Source organism: Stenotrophomonas sp. SbOxS2 (assembly GCF_013416715.1).
Lineage (GTDB): Bacteria > Pseudomonadota > Gammaproteobacteria > Xanthomonadales > Xanthomonadaceae > Stenotrophomonas > Stenotrophomonas lactitubi.
Genome location: NZ_JAAVXD010000004.1, coordinates 330,070 through 355,458 on the forward strand (window position 1 = coordinate 330,070; position 25,389 = coordinate 355,458).

22 protein-coding genes are annotated in these 25,389 nt (G+C 65.8%); 10 read left to right on the top strand and 12 right to left on the bottom strand.

The annotated features are described in order from the left end of the window. Positions 1 to 76 precede the first annotated feature (76 nt). The 4 genes from HFK18_RS09440 to HFK18_RS09455 all read left to right on the top strand — a co-directional run bounded on the left by HFK18_RS09440 (position 77) and on the right by HFK18_RS09455 (position 3,343). The gene (locus tag HFK18_RS09440; protein WP_180165998.1) at positions 77 to 874 is read left to right on the top strand and encodes a c-type cytochrome; all 798 of its coding nucleotides are present in this window, start codon (positions 77 to 79) and stop codon (positions 872 to 874) included. A gap of 106 nt (positions 875 to 980) precedes the next feature. Continuing rightward, positions 981 to 1,631, top strand: coding sequence for a thiol:disulfide interchange protein DsbA/DsbL (locus HFK18_RS09445; RefSeq protein ID WP_180166000.1), 651 nt, complete (start codon positions 981 to 983; stop codon positions 1,629 to 1,631). Between the two features lie 106 nt (positions 1,632 to 1,737). Then, positions 1,738 to 2,553, top strand: a complete 816-nt coding sequence (locus HFK18_RS09450) for a thiol:disulfide interchange protein DsbA/DsbL (protein ID WP_180166002.1) — start codon at positions 1,738 to 1,740, stop codon at positions 2,551 to 2,553. Between the two features lie 22 nt (positions 2,554 to 2,575). After that, entirely contained in the window at positions 2,576 to 3,343 is a 768-nt protein-coding gene (locus tag HFK18_RS09455; protein ID WP_089236863.1) for an endonuclease/exonuclease/phosphatase family protein, read from the top strand. Between the two features lie 91 nt (positions 3,344 to 3,434). Here the strand turns inward: HFK18_RS09455 and HFK18_RS09460 are convergent, their stop codons facing one another. Next, a complete protein-coding gene (locus HFK18_RS09460) occupies positions 3,435 to 4,310 on the bottom strand; it encodes an EamA family transporter (protein ID WP_089236864.1) in 876 nt (291 codons plus the stop codon). Positions 4,311 to 4,382: 72 nt separating this feature from the next. Here HFK18_RS09460 and HFK18_RS09465 point away from each other — a divergent pair, with 72 nt between their 5' ends. The 3 genes from HFK18_RS09465 (at position 4,383) to fhuE (ending at position 7,783) form a co-directional block, all read left to right on the top strand. Next, positions 4,383 to 4,856, top strand: coding sequence for an Lrp/AsnC family transcriptional regulator (locus HFK18_RS09465; RefSeq protein ID WP_165378087.1), 474 nt, complete (start codon positions 4,383 to 4,385; stop codon positions 4,854 to 4,856). 43 nt (positions 4,857 to 4,899) lie between these two features. Further along, positions 4,900 to 5,469: a M23 family metallopeptidase gene (locus tag HFK18_RS09470; RefSeq protein WP_180166004.1), complete on the top strand. Its 570-nt coding sequence runs from the start codon at positions 4,900 to 4,902 to the stop codon at positions 5,467 to 5,469. Positions 5,470 to 5,647: 178 nt separating this feature from the next. Continuing rightward, positions 5,648 to 7,783, top strand: coding sequence for a ferric-rhodotorulic acid/ferric-coprogen receptor FhuE (gene fhuE / locus HFK18_RS09475; RefSeq protein ID WP_180166006.1), 2,136 nt, complete (start codon positions 5,648 to 5,650; stop codon positions 7,781 to 7,783). Positions 7,784 to 7,930: 147 nt separating this feature from the next. Here the strand turns inward: fhuE and HFK18_RS09480 are convergent, their stop codons facing one another. Together HFK18_RS09480 and HFK18_RS09485 are read right to left on the bottom strand one after the other, a co-directional pair. Continuing rightward, positions 7,931 to 10,795 carry a TonB-dependent receptor gene (locus HFK18_RS09480; RefSeq protein WP_180166008.1) on the bottom strand — a complete coding sequence of 955 codons (2,865 nt, stop codon included), beginning with the start codon at positions 10,793 to 10,795 and terminating at the stop codon, positions 7,931 to 7,933. A gap of 258 nt (positions 10,796 to 11,053) precedes the next feature. Next, entirely contained in the window at positions 11,054 to 11,461 is a 408-nt protein-coding gene (locus tag HFK18_RS09485; protein ID WP_180166010.1) for a biopolymer transporter ExbD, read from the bottom strand. A gap of 151 nt (positions 11,462 to 11,612) precedes the next feature. On the opposite strand from HFK18_RS09485, the gene HFK18_RS09490 reads away from it, so the two are divergent. Both HFK18_RS09490 and HFK18_RS09495 read left to right on the top strand, forming a co-directional pair. Next, the gene (locus HFK18_RS09490; RefSeq protein WP_100553550.1) at positions 11,613 to 13,598 is read left to right on the top strand and encodes a transglycosylase SLT domain-containing protein; all 1,986 of its coding nucleotides are present in this window, start codon (positions 11,613 to 11,615) and stop codon (positions 13,596 to 13,598) included. 94 nt (positions 13,599 to 13,692) lie between these two features. Then, positions 13,693 to 14,913, top strand: a complete 1,221-nt coding sequence (locus HFK18_RS09495; RefSeq protein WP_180166012.1) for a multifunctional CCA addition/repair protein — start codon at positions 13,693 to 13,695, stop codon at positions 14,911 to 14,913. A gap of 245 nt (positions 14,914 to 15,158) precedes the next feature. Here HFK18_RS09495 and HFK18_RS09500 read toward each other — a convergent pair whose 3' ends face one another. From HFK18_RS09500 to HFK18_RS09535, 7 genes are all read right to left on the bottom strand, one after another. Then, positions 15,159 to 15,827: a hypothetical protein gene (locus HFK18_RS09500; RefSeq protein ID WP_180166014.1), complete on the bottom strand. Its 669-nt coding sequence runs from the start codon at positions 15,825 to 15,827 to the stop codon at positions 15,159 to 15,161. 326 nt (positions 15,828 to 16,153) lie between these two features. Further along, positions 16,154 to 16,396, bottom strand: coding sequence for a hypothetical protein (locus HFK18_RS09505; protein ID WP_180166015.1), 243 nt, complete (start codon positions 16,394 to 16,396; stop codon positions 16,154 to 16,156). Then, positions 16,397 to 17,404, bottom strand: a complete 1,008-nt coding sequence (locus HFK18_RS21810; protein ID WP_257216112.1) for an RHS repeat-associated core domain-containing protein — start codon at positions 17,402 to 17,404, stop codon at positions 16,397 to 16,399. Positions 17,405 to 17,438: 34 nt separating this feature from the next. After that, positions 17,439 to 17,891 (bottom strand): hypothetical protein, encoded by a 453-nt coding sequence (locus tag HFK18_RS09520; protein ID WP_180166016.1) that lies wholly within the window; start codon positions 17,889 to 17,891, stop codon positions 17,439 to 17,441. 155 nt (positions 17,892 to 18,046) lie between these two features. Then, complete coding sequence (locus tag HFK18_RS09525) at positions 18,047 to 18,481, bottom strand: SseB family protein (protein WP_049467432.1); 435 nt, start codon at positions 18,479 to 18,481, stop codon at positions 18,047 to 18,049. A 50-nt stretch (positions 18,482 to 18,531) separates the two neighbouring features. Beyond that, complete coding sequence (locus HFK18_RS09530; protein WP_180166017.1) at positions 18,532 to 18,867, bottom strand: hypothetical protein; 336 nt, start codon at positions 18,865 to 18,867, stop codon at positions 18,532 to 18,534. A 3-nt stretch (positions 18,868 to 18,870) separates the two neighbouring features. Beyond that, complete coding sequence (locus HFK18_RS09535; protein WP_180166018.1) at positions 18,871 to 19,905, bottom strand: S41 family peptidase; 1,035 nt, start codon at positions 19,903 to 19,905, stop codon at positions 18,871 to 18,873. A gap of 392 nt (positions 19,906 to 20,297) precedes the next feature. Between HFK18_RS09535 and HFK18_RS09540 the strand changes: the two genes are divergently transcribed. Continuing rightward, on the top strand, positions 20,298 to 20,720 hold the full coding sequence (locus HFK18_RS09540) for a hypothetical protein (RefSeq protein ID WP_180166019.1): 423 nt from the start codon (positions 20,298 to 20,300) through the stop codon (positions 20,718 to 20,720). A gap of 137 nt (positions 20,721 to 20,857) precedes the next feature. On the opposite strand, the gene HFK18_RS09545 is transcribed toward HFK18_RS09540, so the two are convergent. Further along, on the bottom strand, positions 20,858 to 23,992 hold the full coding sequence (locus HFK18_RS09545; RefSeq protein ID WP_180166020.1) for an autotransporter outer membrane beta-barrel domain-containing protein: 3,135 nt from the start codon (positions 23,990 to 23,992) through the stop codon (positions 20,858 to 20,860). A gap of 329 nt (positions 23,993 to 24,321) precedes the next feature. Next, positions 24,322 to 25,389 carry a DUF5009 domain-containing protein gene (locus HFK18_RS09550; RefSeq protein WP_180166021.1) on the bottom strand — a complete coding sequence of 356 codons (1,068 nt, stop codon included), beginning with the start codon at positions 25,387 to 25,389 and terminating at the stop codon, positions 24,322 to 24,324.

Sequence of the window (25,389 nt, forward strand, 5' to 3'; positions counted from 1 at the left end):
CCGTGTACGGAAACGGCGTTGATAATCCGGGCGATGCCGGCCGCCGCCGCCCGGCCGGTCCATACGGAGCTTCAGCATGCGCCACGCTCGCGTTCTTGCCGTATCCGCCCTTGCTACTGCCGTTGTTGCCGCTGCTGCCTTTGCGCAGACCACGCTGACCCCGCTGCCCGACAACGGCCCGATCAGGACCGCCTCGCTCGAGGTGGATTTCAGCAAGACCACCTGGGGCGACGCCAAGGCCGGCCAGACCAAGGCCACCGCGTGTGCCGCCTGCCATGGTGCCGATGGCAATTCCACGGTGGAGATGTATCCCAGCATCGCCGGCCAGAGCGAGCGCTACGTCGCCCAGCAGATGGCCCTGATCGCCAACGGCCAGCGCAGTTCCGGCGCTGCTGTGGCGATGGTGCCCTTCGTGCAGAACCTCACCCCGCAGGACATGCGCGATATCGGCGCGTTCTTCGCCACCCAGAAGGCCAACGCCGGCATCGCCGACGACACGCTGGTGGCCGAGGGCCCGTACAAGGGCTTGAAGTTCTACCAGATCGGTCAGCAGCTCTACCGCGGCGGCGACGCCCAGCGCGGGCTGCCGGCCTGCATGGCCTGTCACGGCCCCAGTGGCGCCGGCAACCCCGGCCCGGCCTACCCGCACATCGGCGGCCAGCACGCCAGCTATGTCGCCCGGCGCCTGCAGGAATACCAGGCCGGGCAGACCAACGAGACCGACAAGGCGCGCTTCCAGATCATGGCCACGGTGGCGCAGAAGCTGACCGAGCAGGAGGTACAGGCCCTTTCCAGCTACCTGCAGGGCCTGCACAACAAGGCCGACGACCTCGCCGCCGAGAGCGCTTCGACGCGACCGGCCGCCGCCCCCTGACCGCCACTGGTCGGCGCGGGTCGCCACGACGGCCCGCCGCTGCGGTATGTTTCCTTCACGCCGGCGGCTGCGCCGGCGTTGTCATTTTCAACGGAGATGCGTGTCGATGAGGTTGATTCCCCGCCTTCTGCTGTCCCTGCTGGTGCTGCTGCCGTTGGCGGCCTGCGCCGCCACCCCCGCCAACGCCCCGCTGGTCGAAGGCAAAGACTACGAGCGCATCGCCCAGCCTGGCCCGTTCCAGCCGCTGGCCGGCAAGATCGAAGTGGTCGAGGTGTTCGGCTACACCTGCCCGCACTGCGCCCATTTCGAACCGCAGCTGGCCGCCTGGGCCGCCAAGCTGCCGGCCGACGTGCGCTTCACCCCGGTCCCGGCCGCCTTCGGCGGTGCCTGGGATGCCTGGGCCCTGGCCTACTACGCCGCCGACGAAGTAGGCGTGGCCAAGCGCAGCCACGCCGCCGTGTTCAAGGCCCTGCACGAGGACGGCACGCTGCCGATGCAGAACGTCTCGGCCGATGAGCTCGCCAGCTTCTACAAGGCCTACGGCGTGACCCCGGAGCGCTACACGCAGGCCCTGCGCGGCGAGGCGGTACAGAAGAAGGTCGATGCCGCCCGTGCCTTCGCCCAGCGCACCCAGGTGCCGGGCACCCCGGCCATCATCATCAACGGCCAATACCTGGTCCGTGGCAAGAGCTTCGACGACCAGCTGCGCATCGCCTCGGCGCTGATCGCCCAGGCCCGCGCCGCCCGCGGCCGCTGAACCAACACACACCATCGACACGGCGCTGTCGCCGCCGCATGTCATCATTTCCCTCTGGCCGGCGCCTGACGCCGGCCCCACCTTTCCAGATGCTGGAGACGTTTCCATGAAGACCCGTTTCGCCACCCTCGCCCTCGCAGCGCTGCTGCCGATCCTGGCGGCCTGCAAGGCCGACGATGGCACCGCCAACACCGCCGCCCCGGCAGAACCGGCCACGACCCCGGCCAGCACCGAACCGGCCGCGCCGGCCGCGGGCAGCGAAGCCGCTGCACCGGCTGCCGAAGGTGACAAGACCGCCGCCAGCACCGCCCCTGCCCCGACCACCGCCGCGCTGACCGGCCCGGCCCCGGTGGAAGGCGCCGACTACCAGCTGATCCCGAACGGCCAGCCGTTCCAGCCGGCCGCCGGCAAGGTCGAAGTGGTCGAGATCTTCGGTTACGTCTGCCCGGCCTGCGCCGCGTTCCAGCCGCTGGTCGGCCCGTGGAAGGCCGGCCTGCCGAGCGATGTGAACTTCGTCTACGTGCCGGCCATGTTCGGCGGCACCTGGGACAACTACGCCCGTGCCTTCTACGCTGCCCAGACCCTGGGCGTGCAGGAGAAGACCCACGAAGCGCTGTACTCGGCCATCCACTCGCAGAAGACCCTGAAGGGCGAGCGCGGTGCTGATTCGGTCGAAGACATCGCCAAGTTCTACGGTGCCTACGGCGTCGATCCGAAGCAGTTCGCCGCCACCATGGGCAGCTTCGCGGTGAATGCCAAGACCAACTCGGCCAAGCAGTTCGCCCAGCGCAGCCAGATCAGCGGCACCCCGTCGATCATCGTCAACGGCAAGTACCTGGTGAAGGGCAAGAGCTTCCCGGACATGCTGCGCATTGCCGACCACCTGATCGCCCGCGAACGCGGTGCGGCCCAGGCTCACTGATCAAAGAGACGTTTTCCCGGCCGTGACTTCCCCCACAACACGGACCCTGCGTTTGCTGACGGCCAACATCCAGGCCGGCTCAAGTACCCGCCGCTACAGCGACTATGTGACCCGCAGCTGGTCACATGCGCTGCCGGCGGGTCGCAAGCGCAGCAGCCTTGACGCGATTGCCACTTTGGCGCGCGGTCATGACATCGTCGGCCTGCAGGAGGCCGACCCGGGCAGCCTGCGCTCGGGCTTCACCAACCAGACCCATTACCTGGCCCAGCGTGCCGGCTTCAATTACTGGAGCCACCAGCCGAACCGGCGCATGGGCGGCGTTGCCTCCAGTGCCAACGGCCTGCTGAGCAAGCTGGAACCGGTGGAAGTGCAGGACCACGCCCTGCCCGGCCGCATCGGCGGGCGCGGGGTGCTGCTGGCCAAGTTCGGCGATGGTCGCGATGGCCTGGCCGTTGCGGTGGCGCATCTGTCGCTGGGCGCAGGCTCGCGGATGGCCCAGCTTGGCTTCATCGCCGAGCTGTTGTCCGACCATCCCAATGCGGTGCTGATGGGCGATTTCAACTGCCTGGCCGAACGGCCGGAAATGCAGGTGCTGTACCAGAAGACCCGCCTGCAGCCGCCCGGCTGCATCGTGCCGACCTTCCCCAGCTGGCGCCCCGACCGCGCCATCGACCACATCCTGGTCAGCAGCGGCCTGCAGACCCGCAACGTGGAAGCGGTGCCGGCGGCGTTCTCCGACCATCTCGCCCTGGCAATGGCGATCGACGTCCCGGCCGACGCCTTGCGCTAACGCTTCTGGTAGGTGCCAACCTCGGTTGGCACGCTGATCCGGTGGGTGCGGACCGTTGGTCCGCACGCTCTCCGCCGGGCATGGCCCGGCGCTACCCCGCCTGCGCCACCGGCACCTTCAACCGCCTTGCCGTCATCGTGCTGCCCACCGAGGCCAGCACCGTGCAGCCGATCGCCAGCCACTGCAGTCCATGCAGGTGCTCGTGCAGCAGCAGCATCGCCCACAGCGCGGCCACCGCCGGTTCCATGCTGATCAGGATCCCGAAGGTTTCCTTCGGCAGGCGCTTGAGCGCCATCATCTCCAGTGACATCGGGATCGCGCTGGATACCAGCGCCACCACCAGCCCGGCCAGCAGGATCTTCGGCTCCAGCAACGCCGCACCGGCATGCACCACGCCCACCGGCACCACCACCAGCGACGCAGCCAGCAGCCCCAGCGACACCGAGTGCCCGGCGTGCAGGTGGCCGGCGCGTTTGCCGAACACGATGTACAGGCCCCAGCAGGCCGCCGCGCCCATGGCGTACAGCACGCCCACCGGGTCCAGAGCCGGGCCGCCGCCGATCGGCAGCAGCAACAGCAGCCCCACGGCCGCGCAGCCCACCCAGAGGAAATCGATCGGCCGCCGCGACGACAGCATCGCCACCGTCAACGGGCCGGTGAATTCGATGGCCACCGCAATGCCGAACGGGATCGTGCGCAAGGCCATGTAGAACAACAGGTTCATCAGGCCCAGGGTGAGGCCGTAGCGCAGGATCGTGATCGCATCCACGCGGCTGGTCTTCCAGCGCCATGGCCGCCAGAACAGCAGCAGCAACAGCGCCGAGAAGCCCACGCGCAGCGCGCTGGTGCCCTGCGCACCGATCAACGGAAACAGCTGCTTGGCGTAGGAGGTACCGATGGCCAGTGCGGTGACCGAGCCGAGCACCGCCAGCGCCGGCAACATCGGCGCGATTCGAGAAGTCTGCATGCCGCCAGTCTATTGCGCCGGCGGCGAGCACTTGGCTCAATTGACGGCCCGTCCGTGCAACTTCTGCTCACCATGGCCACCGCCCCCGTGCTGGACAGCTTCGACCGCGCCATCCTCGCCCTGCTGCAGCAGGACAATACCCTGCCGCAACGGCAGATCGCCGAGGCCGTGCACCTGTCGACCCCGGCCGTGCAGCGGCGGATCAAGCGCCTGCAGGACAGCGGGGTGATCGCCGCCAACGTGGCGGTGATCGATGCCGCGAAGATCGGCCGGCCGCTGACCATCATCGTCGAGGTGCGCGTGGTCAGCGAACAGCGCGAGAAGGTCGCCCCGTTCCGCCGCCGCGTGCAGGACGATCCTGCCGTGCAGCAGTGCTACTCGATCACCGGCGACGGCGATTTCCTGCTGCTGCTTTCGGCGGCATCGATGGAAGAGTACGAGGCGATCACCGAGCGGTTGTTCGGTGCGGATGACAACATCGAGCGCTTCCGAACGTCGGTGGCGCTGGGCACGTTGAAACGTGGCTTCGACGTGCCGTTGTCATAGCATAGATGCGTTCGAGCATGGCCTGCTCCTACACTGGCAACGCATGAATACCCCTGCCCCCTCCAATGCCAGACGCCTGCGCCGCTGGCTGCTGCGTGGCGCCATCCTGCTGATCCTGGTCATCGCGGCGATGGCCTTCTGGAACAGCCCGTGGGCCGCCGCACCGAAGATGCTGTGGACGCTCTCGCGCATGCCGCCGGCCACGCAGCTGCCGGTGCCGGTGGAAGGCGTCCGCCCGCGCCAGATCGCCGATACCTTCGGTGCGCCACGCGGGCGTGACCGCACGCATGCGGGCATCGACATCTTCGGCAAGCGCGGCACGCCGGTGCGCAGCGCCACCCCTGGCGTCATCGCCGACATCCGCGACAGCGGCCTCGGTGGCCGCCAGGTCTGGGTCATCGGCCCGGGACGCGAGCGCTATTACTACGCGCACCTGGAAGGCTGGGCCGAGGGCCTGGCGCGCGGCCAGGTGGTGCGCCCCGGCGACCTGCTCGGTCACGTCGGCGACAGCGGCAACGCCAAGGGCACGCCGCCCCATCTGCATTGGGGTATCTACGGCGCCGATGGTGCCCGCGACCCACTGCCGCTGCTGCAGGGGCAAGACATCCGCTGACTGCGGCGCGGGCCTCGCCTTGGATCCGCCCGTTCATTATTTGTAAATAGGAATAGTTCGTATTACCATTTCTTTCGTTTCCGGTGGCGCCAGGACGGCCTGCCCGCCCTTCCCCTACCCGTAGCGCCTCGCCTCCTGGATGCCGGCCGAACGCGCGTGCCCGCCCAGGAATCCCCCAATGATCCGTCCCGCCTTCCGTCCCCTGCAGCCGCAGCGGCTGTCCGCTGCCGTGTTCGCCGCACTCTGCACGGCCGCCGCGCCCGCTGCCTTCGCCGAAACCGCCGCCGACCCGACCACGCTCGACAAGGTCGTGGTGAAGGGCGAGCGTGCCGAAGGCTATTCGGTGCGCCGCACCTCGGCCGGTACCCGCTTCGACCTGGCGCCACGCGAAATCCCGCAGTCGGTCAGCATCATCAGCCATCAGCGCATCGAAGATCAGAAGCTGGACGACATCATCGACGTGCTGGGCAACACCACCGGCGTGACCAGCACGCAGTCGGACAGCGAGCGCACCGAGTTCTACGCGCGCGGCTTCTACATCGACAGCTACCAGTTCGATGGCCTGCCCACGCAGATGGTGCAGAACTGGAGCTACGGCGACTCCGGCCTGGACCTGGCCCTGTACGACCGCGTGGAAGTGGTGCGCGGCGCCACCGGCCTGCTCAGTGGCGCCGGCAACCCGTCGGCATCGGTGAACCTGATCCGCAAGCACGCCGACAGCGCAGAGCTGACCGGCAGCGTGTCGGTGAACGTCGGCAGCTGGGGCCGCACCCGCACCACCGTGGACGTGGGCAGCGCGCTCAACGCCAGCGGCACCGTACGCGGCCGCGTGATCGGCAGCTACCTGGACACCGACGCGCAGATGGACCGCTACAACCAGCGCAAGACCCTCGGCTACGCGGTGATCGATGCCGACCTGACCCCCGATACCCAGCTCAGCGTGGGCTACGACTACCAGCACAAGAAGGCCAGCGGCGCGACCTGGGGCGGCTTCCCGATGTGGTACGCGGACGGTAGTTCAACCCACTACCCGACGTCGTTCAATCCCTCGCCGGACTGGACCTACTGGGACACCACCAGCAAGCGCGCCTTCGCCACCCTGCAGCACGCGTTCGGCAATGGCTGGAAGTTCAAGATCGGCGCCACCCACGATCGCACCCAGGCCGATGACAAGCTGTTCTATCCGTCCTACACCGCCTTCGACAAGACCACCGGCGCAGGTGTAACGCCGATGGCCGGCTTCTACAACACCGAGCGCAAGGTCGATGGCATCGACGGCTACATCGATGGTCCTTTCCAGCTGTTCGGTCGCGAGCACCAGTTCATGGCCGGCCTGAGCTACAACAAGCGCGAGTTCGCCAACTACGGCGATTTCCAGATGGGCGGCCCGGGCTGGAACCCATTCGATACCTACCTCAACTGGACCGGCAACATCCCCCAGCCGAACTGGAATCCACTGGCACTGGCCAGCGAAGGCACCATCACCCAGAAGGCCGGCTACGTGGCCGCGCGGTTGTCACTGGCTGATCCGCTGAAGCTGATCGTCGGTGCGCGCTACACCGACTGGAAGAGCGAAGACGAAGGCAATGATCGCTCGCACAAGGTCACCACGCCGTACGCCGGCCTGGTCTATGACATCAACGACACCTATTCGGCGTACACCAGCTACACCGAGATCTTCCAGCCGCAGACGCTGCGCAACAAACAGGGCAGCTACCTGGACCCGGTGGATGGCAAGAGCTACGAAGTGGGCGTCAAGGGTGCCTGGTTCGACAACCGCCTGAATGCCTCGCTGGCCGTGTTCCGCATCGAGCAGGACAACGTCGGCCAGGCCACCATGGACAAGGTGGACGGGCAGCAGAATGAAACGGCCTATGTCGCCGCACGCGGCACGGTCAGCCGTGGCTTCGAGTTCGAGTTGAACGGCGAACTGGCACCGGGCTGGAATGCCACCTTCGGTGCGTCGCGCTACGTGGCCAAGGATGCCAACGACGCCGACATCAACACCAATCTGCCGCAGACCGCACTGAAGCTGTTCACCAGCTACACCCCGCAGTCGCTACAGGAACTGACTGTCGGTGGCGGTGCCAACTGGCAGAACCGCATCTACTACCCGGTGCCGGCCTATGGCCGTATCGAGCAGAGTGGCTACGCCCTGGTCAGTGCATTCGTGCGCTACCGCATCTCGCCGGAGTTCAGCGTGCAGGCCAACCTCAACAACCTGCTGGACAAGAAGTATCTGTCGCAGATCAATGGGTACGGCGCGTATGGCGATGGTCGCAACGGTTCGCTGACCTTCACCTGGTCGTTCTGAGCGGGCGCGGGGCACGATCGCCCCGCACCTGTAGAGCAGAGCCCATGCTCGGCTGCCTTTCGCAACGTTGTGGGCGATCGAGCCGAGCATGGGCTCGGCTCTAACTCCACATGGGGACGCCGGGCTGAGCCCGGCGCCGTCACCGCATCAGAACCGCAGGTCCGCGCGCAGGTACCAGTAGCGGCCACGCGGAATGTCGTAGGTCGAGGCGTCATAGCCGTTCAACGAGCATGACAGGCAGATCGGCGGATCCTTGTCGAACACGTTGTTCAGACCGGCCGTCAGCTGCAGCCCCTTCATCCAGTCGATCTTGTAGCCCACCTGCGCGTCATGGAAGGTGGTGGCCGACAGCGTGTTGGTGCCGGCAGCCTGGTTGCTGCACACCGGGAACGCCACGGCGTCACCGCAGTCTTCGGTCAGTTCGGAAATGTGGCGTACCGTCCAGTTGGCGCTCCAGTTGTCCAGCGTCCAGCCGATGCTGGCGTTGCTGGTCCATTCCGGAATCGAACTGTCAGCCACTTCCACACCGGGCTTCTGCGGCTGCCGCTGGCCGGCCGCACCGGTGGCCTCATAGCGACCGACGAAGGTGTTCTTCCAGCCCAGCTTGAACTGGCCGATCGAGCTCTGCGGCAGGGTCCAGAACAGATCCACATCCCAACCATCGGTCCTGATCGAACCCAGGTTGGTCAGGCGGTTGTTGAAGCTGCTGACTGCACCGGTGCTGGCACGGGTGATGCCATCGCAGTAGATCGGGTCCAGCGTATCCACGCACAGGTCCAGCTGGGTCTGCGCGTTGATCGCCTGGATCGCGCCATCGATGTTGTGGCGATAGAAGGTCACTTCCACGTCGAAGCGCTCCGACCACGATGCATCGTTGCCGAACCAGGGGCTCCACACGAAGCCGGCACTGAAGCTGCGCGACCGCTCCGGTTCCAGCTCGCGGTTGCCGCCAGTGGTCACCGAGATCTGCGAGTTGGCCTGCTGGAAGCCGGTCGGCACGCCCAGCGAGGCGCAGTTGGCCGCACTGCCGCGCGGCGGTGTGCCGCCCAGGCCGACCGAGCAGGGATCGAACAGCTGCAGGTCGGCGCGCGCAGCCGAACCGTACAGCTCACCGATCGACGGTGCGCGGAAGCCTTCGGCGTAGGTGGTACGCAGCACGAAGTCATCGGTCACCTGCCAGCGCAGGCCGTACTTGGGCGTGAACTCGCCACCGAAGGTCGAGTAATCCGAATAGCGGCCGGCCAGGCTCAGGTCCAGCTTCTTGCCCAGTGCCGAGTCGGCGAAGATCGGCACGCTCAGCTCCAGGTACGCTTCGTTGACGTCGTAGGAACCGGACGTCGGCCGCGACGGTACGCCGTTGTAGTGGCCGATCACCGTCAGCGGGTCGGGCTGGTACGAGCCTTTGTACTTGCGGTGTTCGAGGCCGGTGGCGAAGGACACCGGACCGGCCGGCAGGGTGAACAGATCGCTGGACAGGTTGGCGGTGAACAGGCTCAGCTCGTTCTGGCTGCGGTCGCGCACCACCGGCTGGATCCACTTCAGCATGTCCGGGGTGATCGAACCGGCGCCACCGAAGATGTTCAGCGGCACGCAGCCTGGCGTGGCCGCGCACACCGCCGGATCGCCCAGCGCCATGTTGACGTTGTAGATGTTGTAGCTGCCGTAGTTGGTCTGCTCGGCCTTGTTCTTGCTGTACATGCCGTTGACGTCCCAGTACCAGCTGCGGTCGGCCGCCTGGAAGTTGCCGACCAGACCGGTGGCGAAGTACGTGGTGTCCACCTTCTGCTCGAACACGCGCGCGCCGCCTTCCACCGGGCGGCGACCGATCAGGCTCATGTTGCCGGACGACACCAGGTCGAAGCCGAACGGGTTGTACGGGTTCAGTGCCGAGACCACGATGTTGTCGGCCAGCGGATTGCCGGTGGCGCCATCGGGGCCGAAGAACAACGGCTCCGGGCCGGCCTGGTTGGTCGACTCGCGGCGGTTGCCCAGTGCCTTGACGTACCACTGCACGTTGTCGGTGATGTCGAAACGGAACTGGCCGAACAGGCCCTTACGCTCCGACGGCGTCAGCACCATGTTGTATTCGGCGAAGTTGAAGCGGTCGGCGCTGGTGAAGCAGTGGTAGTCGTCGGTGCGGTTGCAGCCGGCGCTGCCGTCGTAACGCGGGCTGCTCACGCCGGTGTTGGGCACGATGTCCTGTTCGGCACCGGTATTGGGATCGACGAAGGCAAAGCGCCCCTGCGGAATGCCGCCGCTGCCGAAGGCCAGGCCGGTACCGGGAATCGGGAAGCGCGACTGCTCGCGGTCTTTCGCATACACCGGGTCCTGCTTGGTCCAGCTTGCCCCCAGGAACAGGCTGTAACGGTCGCCACTCTTGCCCCAGGCCAGGTCCACGCCCTTCTGCGTGCCATCGCCCTTGCCGTACTGGCCATAGTTCAACGTCACCTGGCCGCCATCGAAGTCGCGGCGGGTGATGATGTTGACCACACCGGCGATGGCATCGGAGCCGTACAGCGACGACGCGCCGTCTTCCAGCACTTCGATGCGCTCAACGATCGCCAGCGGAATGGTGTTGAGGTCGGTGGCCGAACCCACGCCCGAGGCCGAGGATTCGTTGACCCAGCGGATGCCATCGACCAGCACCAGTACACGCTTGGCACCCAGATGACGCAGGTCCACCTGCGCCGAACCCGCGCCGACGCCACTGCCGTCGGGCGGGAAACCGAAGTTGCCCGACGAATTGAATTTGGCATTGAGCGCCGAGCCGGAACCAGTGAGCTGTTGCAGCACTTCACCGATCGAGGTCAGGCCGGTGCGTTCGATATCGGCGCGATTGAGGGTCTGGACCGGCACCTGGCCTTCCACTTCAGCGCGCTTGATGCGGGTGCCGGTGACTTCGATCGCATCCAGATTGGTGGTGGTCGATTGGGCGGCAGCACCCATCGGTGCCAGGGCGGTCACGCACAGCGCGACGGCAACCGCCAAGGGGCGGTGGTGCAGGTAATTCATTCGCTCTCTCTCCAAAGGAATGTCGGGACATGGACTGCCGCGCTCCCCCCTGCATGGCGGCAGCGTCTCCTTTGTAAACAAGCGGTAAAGATCGCGGCGTGATGCCCGACACTCTTTCACGCAGATTTGACGATTCTGAGAGCAGATAACGTCATTTGGCTACGTATTCACCGAAGGCGGCGATCTACATCGGCGCGCTTCCGAGAGCCTGCTGCCCTAGTGCGGCCCTCCCTATGGAAGGCCGCACCGGTCAAGCCATCACTGCACGAACGCGATGCGTTGCATGCCGGTGGCCTCGGCGGCGGCCAGGATCTTGGCCATGCCGTCGTACTCGGCCGACGGATCGGTGCTGATGCGCAGCTCCGGCAGGTTGCCGGCATGCTGGCTGGCCTGCGACTGCAGGCGCGACTGCAGATCACCGATGGCCATCGGCTGCCCGTCCCAGCTCAACTGGCTGGACGCATCCAGGCGCAGCTCGATCGGCGGCGGTGGCTCGGGGCGATCAACCACGCGATCGGTGGCCTGCGGCAACTGCACGTTGATCGGCCGCGACAACATCGGCGCGGTCACGATGAAGATGATCAACAACACCAGCATCACATCCACCAGTGGCGTGACGTTGATGTCCGCCAGTGGGCCGCTTCTTCCTGCGCTACTGAATGCCATGTGCCGCTCCCTGCAGCAGGGCCGGTCGCCCCAGCCCAAACCTACGCCGGGCAGCTGCCCTCGCGGCAGTGCGGATCAACTCATCATTCAGCTGTCGTTGCCCTCTGCTGCCGTGTACGCAATGAGAAACTGAATTCAGCCACTGCCCGCTATGCTGGTCGCCATGACCCGACGATCTTCGACCGCCCTGTCCCTGCTCCCGCTGGCCACCACGCTGCTGATCGGCTGCGCGAGTGCCCAATCCCTCGATGCCCAGAACGCCCAGTTGAAGGCCGCCATCGCGGCCGCCGAACGTGGCCAGTTCGATCCCGGCCAGGCCGCCGCGCTCAGCCGCCATCCAGCGTATGGCTGGCTGGAGTTCGCCAACCTGCGGCGCAACATCGACACCGTGGATACGGCGCAGGCACAGGCCTTCCTCAAGCGCTACCAGGGCCAGGCCGTGGCCAACAGCTTCCGCAGCGCCTGGCTGCCCTCTGTAGCGCGCCGGCAGGACTGGCCGACGCTGCTGGCCAACTGGGTGCCGACCGACAACCTCGGCCTGCGCTGTGCGCAGCTGACGGCGCGCCAGGCCACCGGCAAGGTGGACCCGCAGTGGATCGGTGAAGCGCAGGATCTGTGGCGCAAGAACGGCAAATCGCTGCCCGATGCCTGCGACGCCGTGTTTGCCGTGCTGCAGGCGCAGGGTGGCATGAGCGATGCACTGCGCTGGGAGCGCATCGATGCCGCTGCCGATGCCCAGCAGCCGGCGGTGATGCGCTCGGCCGCACGCGGCCTGCAGGCGGGCGATCTGGCGCTGGCCAACACCTACGCCGCCTTCGTCGACAAGCCCAATGCCAGTGCCCTGAACTGGCCGCGCAACGAGCGCAGCCGACGCATCGCCACCGACGGCCTGGCCAAGCTGGCCAAGGCCGACCCGGACGCCACCGAACAGCAGCTGCCGCAGTACGCGCAGGCGTTGGGCCTGAGCGCCGAACAGCAGGGTCAGGTGCGTTACCAGATCGCCCTGTGGACGGTGGCGTCCTACCTGCCCGACTCTGCCCGCCGCTTGAATGCCGTACCCGATGCGGCCTACGACGAACGCCTGCACGAATGGCGCGCACGCGAAGCGATGTCGCGCGGCGATTGGCCGGCGACGTTGGCAGCGATCCGCAAGATGGGCCCGACCCAGCGCAACGATTCGCGCTGGCGCTATTTCGAAGGCCGCATGCTGGAAAAGACCGGCCAGGCACAGCAGGCGCAGCCGCTGTTCCGCGAAGCCGCACGCGCGCCTACCTTCCATGGCTTCCTGGCGGCGGACAAGCTGCAGCAGCCCTACACCCTGTGCCCGTGGAAGCCCAACGACAGCGCGCAGGCGCAGGCCGTGGTGGCCCGCGATCCGGCCATCCAGCGCGCGATGGCGCTGTACCAGATCGACCGCGCCGGCTGGGCGGTGGCCGAATGGAACAACGCACTGTCGCGCTTCGATGACACCCAGCGTCGCCTCGCGGTGCGCGTGGCGCAGGACAACGGCTGGTTCGACCGCGCGGTGTTCTCGCTCGGCAAGCAGAAGCAGGAGCAGCGCCTGTACGACCTGCGCTTCCCGCTGCACCACGACGCCACGATCCGTCGCGAGTCGGCGCGCAATGCGCTGGACCCGGCCTGGGTGGCCGCTGAGATCCGTGCGGAAAGCGTGTTCAGCCCACGCGCGCGTTCGCCTGCCAACGCCATGGGCCTGATGCAGGTGCTGCCGGCGACCGGTGCTGGTGTTGCCAGGTCCATCGGCCTGACCGGCTACGGCGGCGCTGACAGCCTGTACGACCCGGACACCAACATCGCCATCGGTACCGCGTACCTGCGGCAGTTGATGAACAAGTACGAGGGCCTGCCCTACGTGACCATCGCCGCGTACAACGCGGGCCCGACGCCGACCGCGCGATGGCAGACCCAGCGCCCGGGCTTCGATCCGGACCTGTGGATCGAGACCATCAGCTACAAGGAAACGCGCGAGTACGTTGCCCGCGTGCTGGCCTTCAGCGTGATCTACGACTGGCGACTCAATGGCGACGCACTGCCGCTGAGCGACCGCCTGATGGGCCGCCTGGTGGACAAGCGCAAGAGCTTCACCTGCGCCGCCGACGCCGACCAGGGCGGCGATTGATCGCACGAAGACGGTAGCGCCGGGCCATGCCCGGCGGACGCCGCGATGTATCCCGCCGGGCATGGCCCGGCGCTACCGTGCCATCATCCCCCACATGAAGATCTATCTTGTCGGCGGCGCCGTGCGCGACCGCCTGCTGCAGCGCCCTGCCGGCGACCGTGACTGGGTCGTCGTCGGCGCCACGCCCGCGCAGATGGAAGCGCAGGGCTTTACCGCCGTGGGCCGCGATTTCCCCGTCTTCCTGCACCCGAAGACCGGCGAGGAATACGCGCTGGCGCGCACCGAACGCAAATCCGGCCGTGGCTACCGCGGCTTCGTGGTCGATGCCGATCCGGCGGTGACGCTGGAAGAAGACCTGCAGCGCCGCGACTTCACCATCAACGCCATCGCCTGCGATGAAGACAGCGGCGCGCTGGTCGACCCCTATGGCGGCGCGCGTGACATCGAGCAGCGCGTGCTGCGCCATGTCGGTCCCGCGTTCGTCGAAGACCCGCTGCGCGTGCTGCGTGCGGCGCGCTTCATGGCCCGCTTCGCCTCGCTCGGTTTCACCGTCGCGCCGGAAACCATGGCGTTGATGCGCGAGATTGCCGCCAGCGGCGAGCTCGACGCGCTGGTGCCGGAACGTGTGTGGCAGGAGCTGCGCAAGGCACTGGTGTGCGAACGCCCGTCCGCGTTCCTGCGCACCCTGCACGACGCGCACGCGCTGGGCCCGATATTGCCGGAGCTGGAAGCGCTGTACGGCGTGCCGCAACGCGCGGAATTCCACCCGGAAGTCGATACCGGCATCCACCAGGAAATGGTCAGCGACATGGCCGCGAAACTCGCACCCGGTGATGATCTGGTCGCCTTCGCCGCACTGACCCACGACCTCGGCAAGGGCCTCACCCCGCCCGAGGAATGGCCGCGCCACATCATGCACGAACAGCGCGGCATCAAGCCGCTGAAAGCACTGTGCGCGCGCCTGAAGATTCCGACCGAGCACCAGCAGTTGGCCGAGGCCGTCTGTCGCGAGCATCTGAACGTGCATCGCATCGACGAGCTGCGCGATGCCACCGTGCTGGAACTGCTGGGCCGCTGCGATGCACTGCGTCGACCGGAACGGGTGGCCCGCATCGCGCTGTGCTGCGAGGCCGACAAGCGCGGCCGGCTCGGTTTCGAGGACAGCGACTACCCGCAGGGCGAAACGCTCAAGCGCCTGCACCAGGCGGCGTTGTCCGTGCAGGCACGTGATCTGGATACCACGCACCTGAAGGGGCCGGCCATTGGCGAGGCGCTGGCCAAGGCGCGTGTACGGGCGATCGCCGCCGCCCGCTGAAGCATCTGGTAGTGCCGGCCGCTGGCCGGCACCTTCCAAGCAATCACCGACCTAGCGACGGCGCTTGCGCGAGAAGTGGTCGACCGCGTGGGCACCCAGCATGATGGGTTGCATCAAGAGAAACAGCCATCCCCCGAGTCGGAGCGCTTCCATTGGATTGAAGCGGGTTATGAACAATGCGACCAGTAGGAAGACGACTAGAAGCCCAAGCTCGTACACAAGCAGAGATCGATTAAAAAATCTCATCACTTCAACCTGTCCCCAGCAATTTTCTGTCCAGTTCCAACTGCGGCGTCAGCGCCGCGTTGGCCCGCATTGGATAAAGCCCCCTGTACCGCCCCTTGCTTTGTCCCAATTACGCCGGCATTCGCTGTCGCTTCTGCAATATGTGCACCGATGCCGGCAGGCGAACTCACTGGCGCCTTCATCATATTACTCACTACCCCTTGAGTAGACGCCTGCGAAAAATCTCCAGCGAGCTTGCCAATTCCGCTGCCCGCCAAACTGCCAACACTCCCGCCGCCAGCCGATAGACCCAGTTGGGCGCTTGTCACTGGTGTCCCTTCGATTGCGCCCTGTGCAGCCGTACCCGCAACGCCTGTCGCGGCACCCACCGTCGCTTGAATTGCTACGACCTGGCCAATCGAAATCGTCCCTCTCGCGAGGCCCCCCATCACAAGCCCGCCGGTGCCACCAGTTACAACTCCAGCAACGCCGGCAATTGCCAGCTCTGTCTTGTTGATTGGCTTTCCCGGATTCATGTACTTCTGAATCCCATAGTCCACCGCCATGCCACCGGCCACCACCGAGCTGAGCGCATCGGTATGGATGTAGGTGACCGTCTGCGCGCTGGCAGCAGAACTGCAGGCAACCAGAGTCAAGGCCAGCAATGTTCTGAGAATGACCGATAGCATCACTGTCGCCTCCGTGGCTGACATTCATGGCAGTTCATCGCTCAAAGCCGTCCTGCACCACCAACCCGTTGGATGGCCGGGTACAGCAGGCTGACACTACCGGAAGGCAATGATGCTGGCAGTCAGCCGCCTGCACGACTCAACAGCGAAGATGAAAGGTCCTGGGCCCTGAAAGTAAAGCCCTGAGTGAAAGCCAAGGCGTTTCGTCGTGTCTCACGCATGGAACAGGGGATTGCACCCACGGCGTTCGCGGCGTTTATGCGCATTGTGGAGCTGGATGAGAATATTCACAAAGGAATGACTCCACCTGCACCAATTGCCCTGAATCACTTATGGGAATCATCTTCCCAAGGGCCATCAACGATCCTGCCCCGCCATATTCCCTCCACCCCTGGTTCAACAACGATAATCGAGGCGACAAGGTCTCCGTCTGATCCGATCATGGACATTCCCTTTTCGAGGATCACGTTCTCTTTCCACAAGTCATCCAACGTACCTCTAAGGTTAAGCCTTAGAAGGCCTTCAGGATCCCTGTTATTGAAATCGACAAATACTCTCAACGTAGACATTCACGGCCTCTGCAGTCTTTCGACAACTGGAACAGGATTGGACACCGAAGGCGAAAACAAGCGACTGGCTGCTTCCGGCTCAAGCCCAACAACTGTTGCATGTGTTGGAGATACCCCACGGGTCGAAATGACATCACCTCCCGCGGCCCTCACTTGCCCAACTGTGGTAACACCAACCTGGTTGTGCGTAATGTTGCTGCACAGCTGGCAAAATGAAGCGCCATTTGCACTCTCTGCGGAGAATCCAAATGGTCCCGCAGGGTGGGGACCGGTACCTTTCGCGATTCCAGCTACAGAGTTCGCCCCCTGCCCGGAGCCGCCTCGCACTACCAGTGAGTTGTTTACCAATCGAGCTTCTGTCGTAGCAAGCCCTCCTGCGGCCTGACCAGTCCCTCGCATTCCTTCCGCAACCATCAACGCAGACCCGAACTTGTATCCGCCCTGGCCCACTTGGCCTGCTGGCGCGCCAAATAGCGGCCCACCGTTCAGTTCTCGTGTTCTAGACATGTCAATGGTGCCGTACACGCTAGGCCCAGCATTCCGGCCAACGCTGTAAACAGAATCACCAATCGCTCTTCCCACTCCCCCCCAAAACTGACAGAACGATGTGTCGCAGCGACCATCAGGATCCGTATATCTGTAAGGATTCCCCGAGGCATATCTATATCGATTGAACATACCAATCGGATTTTCGTACGCCGTCACCGGATCCACCGACAGGAACACACCCAGCTCCGGATCCATGTACCGCTGCTGCATGTAGCTCAGCCCAGTGGCTGAATCGCTCACATGCCCGGTATACCCAGGACCATCAGCAACCTGCCCACCAACTACTGCCCCGTAGGGCTCATAGATATGGCGCTTGATCACGGCGCCATTGGCATCCGATTCGGCCACCACCGAGCCGAGCGCATCGGTATGGATGTAGGTGACCGTCTGCGCGCTGGCAGCAGAACTGCAGGCAACCAGAGTCAAGGCCAGCAATGTTCTGAGAATGACCGATAGCATCACTGTCGCCTCCGTGGCTGACATTCATGGCAGTTCATCGCTCAAAGCCGTCCTGCACCACCAACCCGTTGGATGGCCGGGAACAGCCGGTCGCATTGCAGGCTACAACCCGGAAAGTAGTGATCTTTGGCATGCCACGCACAACGACTGAGCAGAAGGGAAGCGTGGCCACACAACCCGCCGTTCCGCTGAATTCATAACGCGTGGCGCCCGCAACTTCCGTCCACCCGCCCTGGTAGGTCGTATGCCCCTCGGAATAGTAGTACCAGGCTTCCACCAGCAATGGCGGTTCTGGTACTGGCGGCGGAATGTTCACCACCGTGACCGCAACTGACGAGAAGCCACCGCAACCCGCTTCGTTACATGCAGCCACTCGATATCCATAGGTAGCGTTGCTCTTTCCGCTGATGGCACGCTGCTGCGATCCGTCGTTCTGAAGGTTTCCAAAGCCTCCGCCGTTGATCTGCTCCTGCAACAGATAGCTCAACGCCTGCTGGGCGCAGAGCGTCCAGTCGCGAATTGACCTCTTAACTCACTTGGCGTGACGAAACACATGCGGCTGTCAGGCCACGTCGGTGACAGCGCTCCCGCAGCTCGACGGGGCACATTCGCCACCGCCGTGGTGAATGCCACCCCGGTAACTCAGTGCGCCATTCCACGCGTGATCGCCGCAGCACGTTCCTTCAGCTGCGCCACCGCGTCGGGGATCATCTCCATGCCCACGTCCAGGCCCGGGTTCAGCACCAGGCCGACGCCCTCGCCGATGCCCGACAGCAGCGCATGCACCGCGATGGGCATGGCATGGGCGAACTGCGGCAGCTGCTCGTGCCAGATTTCCGCGCGCTCGGGCGCAGTGAACACCGCGAACATCGGCTCGCCGCCCTCGCTGGTCAGCACCAGCGGCGAAATGCTCTCGTCCCAGGCACCGTCTTCACCGATGGCCTTGTCCAACAGCACGAACACCGGCGCGGTCAGCAGGCCGTCGAGGAACTGCGAGGCCGTGAGGGTTCCATCCTGAGCCTGCAGCAGGCGCACTTCCAGGTCGTTGGCGGGTTCGAACGGCGTTTCGTGGTCCATGGTCGGTTCCGGTACGTGGTTGCTGGCTGCAACTTTAGCAGGCCGCGTCCTCAACCACCGTGCCCCTGCCGCCACATCCACCCTGCCACTGCCAGCCCGGCCACCACCAGCAGCATCACCGGCAGGCCGAAGCGATGCCGCCACGGGATCGGCACCCCGCCCAGCTGCTGGTCCATGCTTTCGGTATCCAGCACCCAGCCATGCTCGCAGCCGGTGCAGGCCAGCTCGTAGCGGCGCTGGTAGACGAAGCCGAACAGCAGGTCGATGCGCGCCATCTTGTAGCGCAGCTGCGGGGCGAACTCGGTTTCAGCCTGGCAGCGCAGGCAGTGGTGTGCTTCGGTGGGGCCGACAATCAGCACCCGTTCGTGCTGGCCAATCAGCAGCATGGCTCAGCCGTCCTTGCAGGCCGGCTGGGCGAGCAACCATGCTTCTGCGGCCAGCAGGGTGGAAGGGCCACTAGGCGTGATCTGGTCGGGCTGCAGCTTGGCGCCATCGCCCTGTCCACTGCGGTCGGTCATCACATTCCCTGTCAGCACAAGCATCGAGCCATCTACCAGAGGAACCGGGCGGTTGCCGGTGGAAAGGCCCGCGCTGGGCTGGCCGAAACTGCGGCTGCCCGGCTGACCGCGGAACGCCAGCGCCACGGCCTCGCCGGAACTGGCCGTGCCTGCACCCATCACGACCGCGACAGGTGCGGGCGACACCCGCAACGTGTAGGTGGCCTGACGCGAGCGCAGCGAGCCATTGCCGCCGGCCGTCACCGCTCCCTCCCCCTGCCGCCAGGGCTGCAGGCCGCCAGCACTGCGGAACCCACCAATCACACCTCCCTCGGGATCCGTGGTTCCATGCAGCAACGGCAACAGTCCCAACAGCATGGGCCACATATTGCCGCCGCCATTGCTGCTTACATCCACCACCCAACCGCACCGTGCATCATCATCCAAGGTGGCGATGCGCTGCTGCAGCGCCAGCGCGTACGCCTTGCGCGCCGTATAGCGCTCCTGCTCGCTCTTTCGCAGATCCTCAACGAAGGGGCTCACCTGCAATATGCCGATGCGTGGGTTGTCCTGCCGAGGCGCGGACAAGGCAGCGCTCTGGCCCCCGTTCAAACGCTGGGCGCGCTGGGAACGTTGGTGCTGCTCGCCGGGCGAGATCCATCGCCCATGCCCTCCGCTGCTGCGTGCAGCCGCCTCATCCAGCACACGGCGTTGCAGAACGCGGTCACTGCCAGCGGCAGCCAGCTGCATGCGCACCTCGCTCCAGTCCACGCGGTCGCGATACAGCGACTGCGTTTCCAGCAGTTGCAACATCTGGTCACGTGCTTCAGGCGTAGGCAGTTCGACCGCAGCTTCCGCCGCTCCGGCAGCGGATGGAATCAGAAGCATGCCGAGCATGGCTACGCGCGCATCCCTGTACTTCAGCATTGACGACTCCATGTCATGTAGTGAATGGGAAGGATAACTGTGTCCAATGGCCTGGCGCTATCACGCAACGCGTCGTTTCTGGCACGACATGCACCCGCCGGGAATCTGCAACTTCACTCATTCCAACAGGCCGGCCAGCGTGTGAAATTCCTTATGCCAGCGCGCTCTGTGTTGGCCGGGATTGGCGTCCCGAACGAAGCTTTTCAGAGGCGGGCTTGCAACGACGTTGCAGGACCGAACAATGCACCGTCCGTCGTTCTGCGGCGGGCGGTGCGAGGGGATCTTCCGGATCCGCCGGCTTCATTTCCTCTGGAAAGCTTCACCGGCACGCCAACCCGCACCGCCCGCCACCTTGCATCCCGCAGGTGGCCTTGCCTTGTGAGGTTGCTGCCATGACCACGCTCTACCCCACCTATCCACGCCTGCACACATTGCTGGGCGATGCCCTGCCCGACCTGCAGCTGCCCAACGCCACTGCCGAGGCACTGGAAGACGCGCTAACCGAAGCGGATGAAGCCGCTCCCACGCCCGCCTTTTTCAAGCGGTTGCGCGACATCACGCGCTGCCACGCCGCCGACGGCGAGCCGTGGACGGAACTGCGCATCACGCCGGCGCGGGCGCGCGATCTGGCCGGCGCCTCGCGCTGTCTGCTGGCGTTGTCGGCGCTGGGTGGTGTGTTGCTGGCCACGCAGGCCGCGCGTGAACTGGACGACGGGGAAGCGCAATGCCCGCCGCTGACGGAGGAAGGGCTGCTGCATGCGGTGCAGCTGCTGGCCGATCACGCAGGTACGTTGCTGGGTCGATCGCCGTTGTGATGCAGGTGTGTGGGAATTGATTGAATGCTGCCAAGGCGTGTCGACCAAGGTCGACACCTACCAGAGCGGTGCATGGCGCCCGTTGGATTCGTGCCGACCTGGGTCGGCACCCACCAAAGTCGCCAACGCGGCGGGCGTCACCAATCCGCACGCAGGCCGATGTTGCCTTCGATGATGCGGCGCTTGCCGTTGTCGCTGCCACCGACCTCGCGGGTGTAGTCGGCAACGGCATATGCGCTGATCGTGCGGTTGAAGCGCCCGACCACGCCGACACCGGCTTCCAGTGCGCGCGAGCGCTGCGAATTGATGATCGCGTCGTTGTCGAACAGGATGCGGTCCTCGCCCGAGCGACCGTGCCAGTAATTCAACTTGAAGTACGGCTGCCAGCCGTTGTCAGCCAGTTGGTAATCACCCGCCAGGCGCAGGCCGACGCGGCCGGTCCAGGCGTTGTCGTTGTCGAAGGAAATGGTGGACACCAGATCGCGCTGGTCATCCAGCGAACTGCGCTGCCAGATTACCTGCAGTTGCGGCTCCAGCCACCACGATGACTGCCCGAACTGCAGCAGTGGTTTGCCCGCTTCCAGCGACAGCGTGATGCCGTCGCCCTTGAGGTCGATGCCCAGCCCGCGCGACGAACGCGTGCGGCCGTCGTAACGGCTCTGCATCGCCACTGCGTCGATGTAGCCGCCACTGTTGTCAGTCAACGTCCAGTACAGGCCCACGTGCTTGTCGTCCAACCGGCTCTGGCCGACCAGCACGTTGTCCCAGCCCACGGCCAGGCCGGTGACCTTGCCATCGGCGCGGGTGCGACCGACGAACACGCCGATCTGGTTGCGATGGTTGTCGGCGGCAGCGGCCCATACGTCCAGGCCCGCCTGCACGCCCATCACGTCACCATCGAAGCCGGGCCGTGCATCGCCCTTCCAGTGGATCTCGCTGCTCTGCCCCACCAGCCGCCCCCATGCGGTGCGGAACGCGCCCTGGCTGTACAGCAGGCGTTGTTCGCCCTGGCGCTCGTGGAAGGTACCCAGGCTGGCCAGCGAGGTCTCGCGCAGCAGCGGGGGCACAACGGCGTAGGCCGCGGTCTCCAGGCGGTACAGCGGCACCAGGCCGTTCTCGTCCGGCGCGGCGGGTGTTGCTCCCGCGCTGGGCGGCGGCGCACCGATGCCGGGCAGGCTGCCCCCGGCCACCGGCACGTCCGGCACCGGTGGGTCGCTGGGCGGTGCCACGGGCGGCGGTTCCGGCGGCGGCGGCGGTGGCGCGGTCTCACCCGCGGTCAGGTTCGGATCGATGGCACCTTCCGGTGGCGGTGGTGGTGCCGGGGGAATCGGCGGCGGCGGTGCGACCGGCGGTGTCGGCGGCGGCGGTGGAACCACTTCGCCGCCACCGTTCGGCGCGGGGGCCGGCCCGACCCCAAGCGTCGAACGCAGGTACCAGTTCTCGCCGGTGCCGGCGCTGACGCCGCCCTTGAACAGGAAATACTCGTAGGCGCCGGCCGAGACCGGTGCGAACAACGAGAACGCACCGGGCGCCGTGGTGGCACCGTTCAGCGCCTGCACCACCAGGATGCCGTCGACCAGCGTGGCCGCCCCGCTGCCGCCCGCGTTGAGGATGCCGATGCCGGTGCTGCCGGTGGCCGTGCCGCCATCGATCACCAGCCGGTCGCTGGTGGCGTTGTCCGCCGCCAGCACGGTACGCAGGTACAGCCCGCCGCCATCGCCACGGTAGTTGCCGCGCACGGTGAACACATCGCCCGGCGCGGAGCCGGTCAGATCGATGCGCCCGGCGTTGACCACATTGACCAACGCGCTGCCGCTGAATGGACGCACTGCATGCGTCCCGCTGCCTGCATAGATCGTGCTGGTGTCATCCAGGGTGAGTGAACCGGTGCCGCTGACACTGTCACCGAGCACCAGATCACCATCGAAGGTGAGCTCGGTGCTGCTGGCCAGGCTGATCGCTTCCCAGTTCTGGAAACGCGCGACGCCGCTGCCTTTGACGTTGCTGAAGCTGAGACGATCATTGCCGCTGCCGCCGTCGAACAGCGGTACCGCGCCGATGTTGCCCTGGTTGAGGTTGCTCAGCGTGGCCACGTCGTCATCGGGGCCTGCGTCGATGGCGCCGTACACGATGCCGCCGCCGTTCCAGTTGAAGGTGTCGTTGCCGGTGCTCAACAGAACTTGGCCACGCACGGTGCCATCGGTGATGGTCACGCTGTCATTGCCGCCGCTGACGCTGATGTTGCCGCCGATATAGGCGGTGCCGGAGATGATGATGGTGTCGGTGTCGAAGCCGGTAACCACGTTGCCGTCGACGGTGCCGCCGGACATGTCCCACAGATTCTTGTCCAGCTTCATGTTGACCCGGCCGATGCGGCCACCGGTCATCCACGCCTGGTCGCCATCTTCGAACGCGCCGACGATGCGGCCACCGCTCATGCGGAAGGTATCGATGTTGTCGCCCTGCTGCAGGGCACCGATGGTGCCGCCGGTCATGACGAAATCATCGCGGCCACTGCCCTGCGTCACCAGTCCGGTGATGGTGCCGCCGTTGACGGTCAGCTGGTCATCACCGCTGCCCTGGTCGAGGCTGCCGATCGTGCCGCCGTTGAGCAGCAGCACGTCGTTGCCGTCGCCCTGCTGGACGGCACCGGTGCTGCTGCCGGCCAGCATCTGCAGGCGATCGTTGCCGGCACCGAACTGCACGCCGCCGGTGCCGCCGCTGATGGTGCCGCGGTTGACCACGCTGCTGTCGCCTGCACCTTTGAAGGCGATGCCCCAGCCAGCGGCTGCACCGATCTGGCCGTCGTTGACCACGCCGCTGCCCCCCTGCAGATACAGCGCGTACCCCTGTGCCGAGGAAATGCTGCCACTGGCGGCATTGTTGACCGTCACCACGGCATCGGCATTGATACCGCCGGCGGTGCCGCTGCCGACGGTGCCGCTGGCGGCGATGCTGCCCTGGTTGTTGATGGTGCCGCCGGCCGTAGGGGCGACGTAGAGGGCGTTGGCGTTGCTGGTACTCAACTGCGCACCGCTCTGTACATTCACGATAACGCCGCTGGCTCCGGCACCCAGGGTGACCGGCGTTGCATCGGGGTTGGGCGCGGCCGCACTACAGGTGACGGTCTGCCCGGCGACGGGGGCGGAGGCATCACACCCCGCCCAGGCTGCCGGAGCGGCCAGTGCGAGCAGCGACGGCGCCGCCAGGATCTGTAGGAGGGAAACGGTCAAACGACGCCGGCGGAACCCGGGCGGGACGACATGGGACATACGGCACTCCTGGGTCGTGGGATCAGGAACTGCGGATGCTATGTACGGCGCTGCTGACGCAGTCTGCCCTGCCATGAATGGTTTCGATAGGTGAAATTGCAGGCAAGCGGTCACGTTTTCGATGTGAAACCGGGAAGTGCTCACGCGGCCCGCATGTCGATGAATAAGTTCACCATCATTGGCCCGCCAAGACCATCCACGCATGGCGTGGATCTACTGCAATCCTGGCCCAGCAGATCCACGCGATGCGGGGATGACCCCGCACCCCTCCAGCACAGTAGATCCACGCCATGCGTGGATAAGCCGTTCGCTACTACCTTTGCCCGCGCTCAGATCTTCAGATAAATGCGACGTCGGTCCAGCCACCACGCCACGCCCCACCACAGCGCAACGAACACCAACGCCTGCAACATCGAGGCCAGCTCCAGCGCCTGCGGCATCACCACGGCCAGTTGCTGCCAGACCCATCCCCAGGCGCCGGTCGCCAGCAATATCACCGACATCACCGAAGCCCCCAGATAGGCAGTGATTGCATTGACGCCGAAACGCCGGCCCAGCGCGGGCCATCCCTTGCGGTCGATCAGCACGTGACCCAGCCACAACGCCAGCGCGGCCAGGCCCCCGGTCCACAGCACGTAGCTGGGCGTCCACAGCTGCTTGTTGAGCGGCAACACCGTCGTCAGCAGCAGGCCGAGCACGGCGGTGATCGCACCCAGCGCCGCCAATGCACCGGCGCGGCCACTGCGCAGCAGGCCGCCGGCCAGCAGGCCCAGCACCGTGCTGGCCAACGCGCCGAGGCTGCTCAGCAATCCTTCCGGGTCATGGCCCAGACCGGTATCGGCCTGCCATTGGTAGATCCATGGCGCGAACAAGGTGGTGTCGAGACGGCTGGCCGGGTTGGTCCAGGGCGCAAGGTCACCCACGCCCAGCAGCAGCGCTGCATACCCCACCAGCAACGCCACCAGCACGGCCGCCTGCACGCGCGGACGCGCATACACCGCCAGCACGCCCACCACTGCCGCGCACAGCGCGATGCGCTGCAGCACACCCCATATGCGGAAGTGGTGCGTATGCAGTGCCCACCACACCAGCAGGTGCAGCAGCACGCCGGCAATGGCGATGCGCAGTGCGCGTTCCAGCACGCCACGTGCAAGTGCCAGCCGTGCAGCGGGATCCAGCGCGCGCGGTGCGACGCTGAAGGCCATCGACACGCCCACCAGGAACAGGAAGAACGGGAACACCAGGTCGGTCGGTGTGCAGCCGTGCCATTCGGAATGGCGCAGCGGTGCAAACACCGCACTCCAGTCACCGGGGTTGTTGACCAGCAGCATCGCCGCCACGGTCATGCCGCGCAGGGCGTCGATCGAGCCCAACCGGCGTGGCGGCGTGCTGCTCAT